Source organism: Borreliella californiensis, from assembly GCF_014205885.1.
GTDB classification, from domain to species: Bacteria; Spirochaetota; Spirochaetia; order Borreliales; family Borreliaceae; genus Borreliella; species Borreliella californiensis.
This window is the reverse complement of sequence record NZ_JACHFB010000033.1, coordinates 1-1316: the sequence shown is the minus strand read 5'-3', so window position 1 is coordinate 1316 and position 1316 is coordinate 1. Positions and strand designations below refer to the sequence as shown.

The window sequence follows — 1316 nt, the reverse complement described above, 5'->3', positions numbered from 1 at the left end:
CTTGAGAAGAATTAACACTCCCAAAACCAGTACTGTTACAAAAATCATTACGGCTATAAGTTTAATTTCGTTTAAATTGATAAGAAGTTCAGTTAATTTAATAGTATCCATTTTTTAATCCTTCATTTTAATTTTTTTAGTTTTATATGTATAATATATACCAAAACCTCAATTTTTGCTAAAAATTTTACAATTTTAAAAGATCTGGGATAGGACTTCCCAACCGGTAGCTTCTTTTTTGTACATACCATCCTTTATACAGAGAAAATGTAATATTTAGGCTGCGAACGGAAGCCGTATGTTCGTAAACGGTATTTTTACTACTTTCATCAGAATATCTTAGAGATAGTTTTCGACTCTTCTTATTGTTATGTTCGACATCATATGTTGAGCCTATGTGGGATACTTGAAGTTCAATGTCAAGGTAAATGGGATCATTATCATTGCTTTTGTAAAAAACAAGAATTATCTCATCAGTGCTAAACCAGGTAATAGATATCGATTTATTCTTGAACTCAGGCGGATAAAGCGGAGTGCCATATACTGTGGCAGATTCAAAATCTGAAGGTATTCCAAGCAGTTGTTTGGGAACGGGCGTTTTTTGAATAGTGCTTGATGACATTATTAAAAGATCATCGTACTTAGATAGAGTGGCTGATGATATGCTATTTGTAAGGCGAGATTTAATTTTACTGAAAAGGTTAGAAAGTTTATCAGAATCATTGCCAATTAGTTTGTCAACTATTAAATCGTAAATGCTTTTTACAAAATCTGTATCAGCTGCAAGTTCAGTAGCAATTGTAGACTTAATTATCTCTTTAAAATAGCCTAGCTCTTCGCCTTTAAATGTTTGGTGATTAACGGTTTTTAAGAAGTTTTTAAAGGTGATAGCATTGCTGCTTGCAGCCCCATCATCAAGTAGTAAAAGATCAGTATTGTTAACAGTCGTAACCTTATTTAAATCTTTAATTTGAACTGTTTCTTCTTCATCAATTAGTAATTTTTCTTGATCATCAGCCATAAAGCCTCCTTAGTTGTTAAAAGTTATAATATTATTGCCATCTTTATTATTAATTTTGAGAACTCTACCAATAGGAATAATTCCCTTTATAAAAGCATAAATTGAATGATCATAACCCTTGGGAAGGGAGTTAAATACTAAAGCCTTTTTAGATGCAGCGTACCCCGGTTTTTTTTCTCTAATTAGAATCTTTTTAGGCCGTTTTCCTTTATCAGTGCTAGGGGAAATAAATGTAGTAAAGTTTGTTTTTATTGCCCCCTTTAGAGAGATATCAATAACACCGGCTTCGGGAGTG

The 1316-nt window shown here is 32.2% G+C and carries 2 protein-coding genes and 1 pseudogene; all 3 read right to left on the bottom strand.

Going from position 1 to position 1316, the window contains the following annotated elements; genetic code table 11:
- Positions 1–111, bottom strand: a pseudogene (gene blyA / locus HNP67_RS06810) (holin BlyA); the annotation flags it as partial.
- A gap of 76 nt (positions 112–187) precedes the next feature.
- A complete protein-coding gene (locus tag HNP67_RS06805; protein WP_184125816.1) occupies positions 188–1021 on the bottom strand; it encodes a DUF685 domain-containing protein in 834 nt (277 codons plus the stop codon).
- Positions 1022–1030: 9 nt separating this feature from the next.
- The coding region (locus tag HNP67_RS06800; protein WP_184125814.1) for a DUF735 family protein at positions 1031–1316 on the bottom strand (286 nt) is incomplete at its 5' end.

Coding starts and splice junctions, on each gene's coding strand:
- HNP67_RS06805 (WP_184125816.1), bottom strand. CDS start 1,021: ATGGCTGATGATCAAGAAAAATTACTAATTGATGAAGAAGAAACAGTT.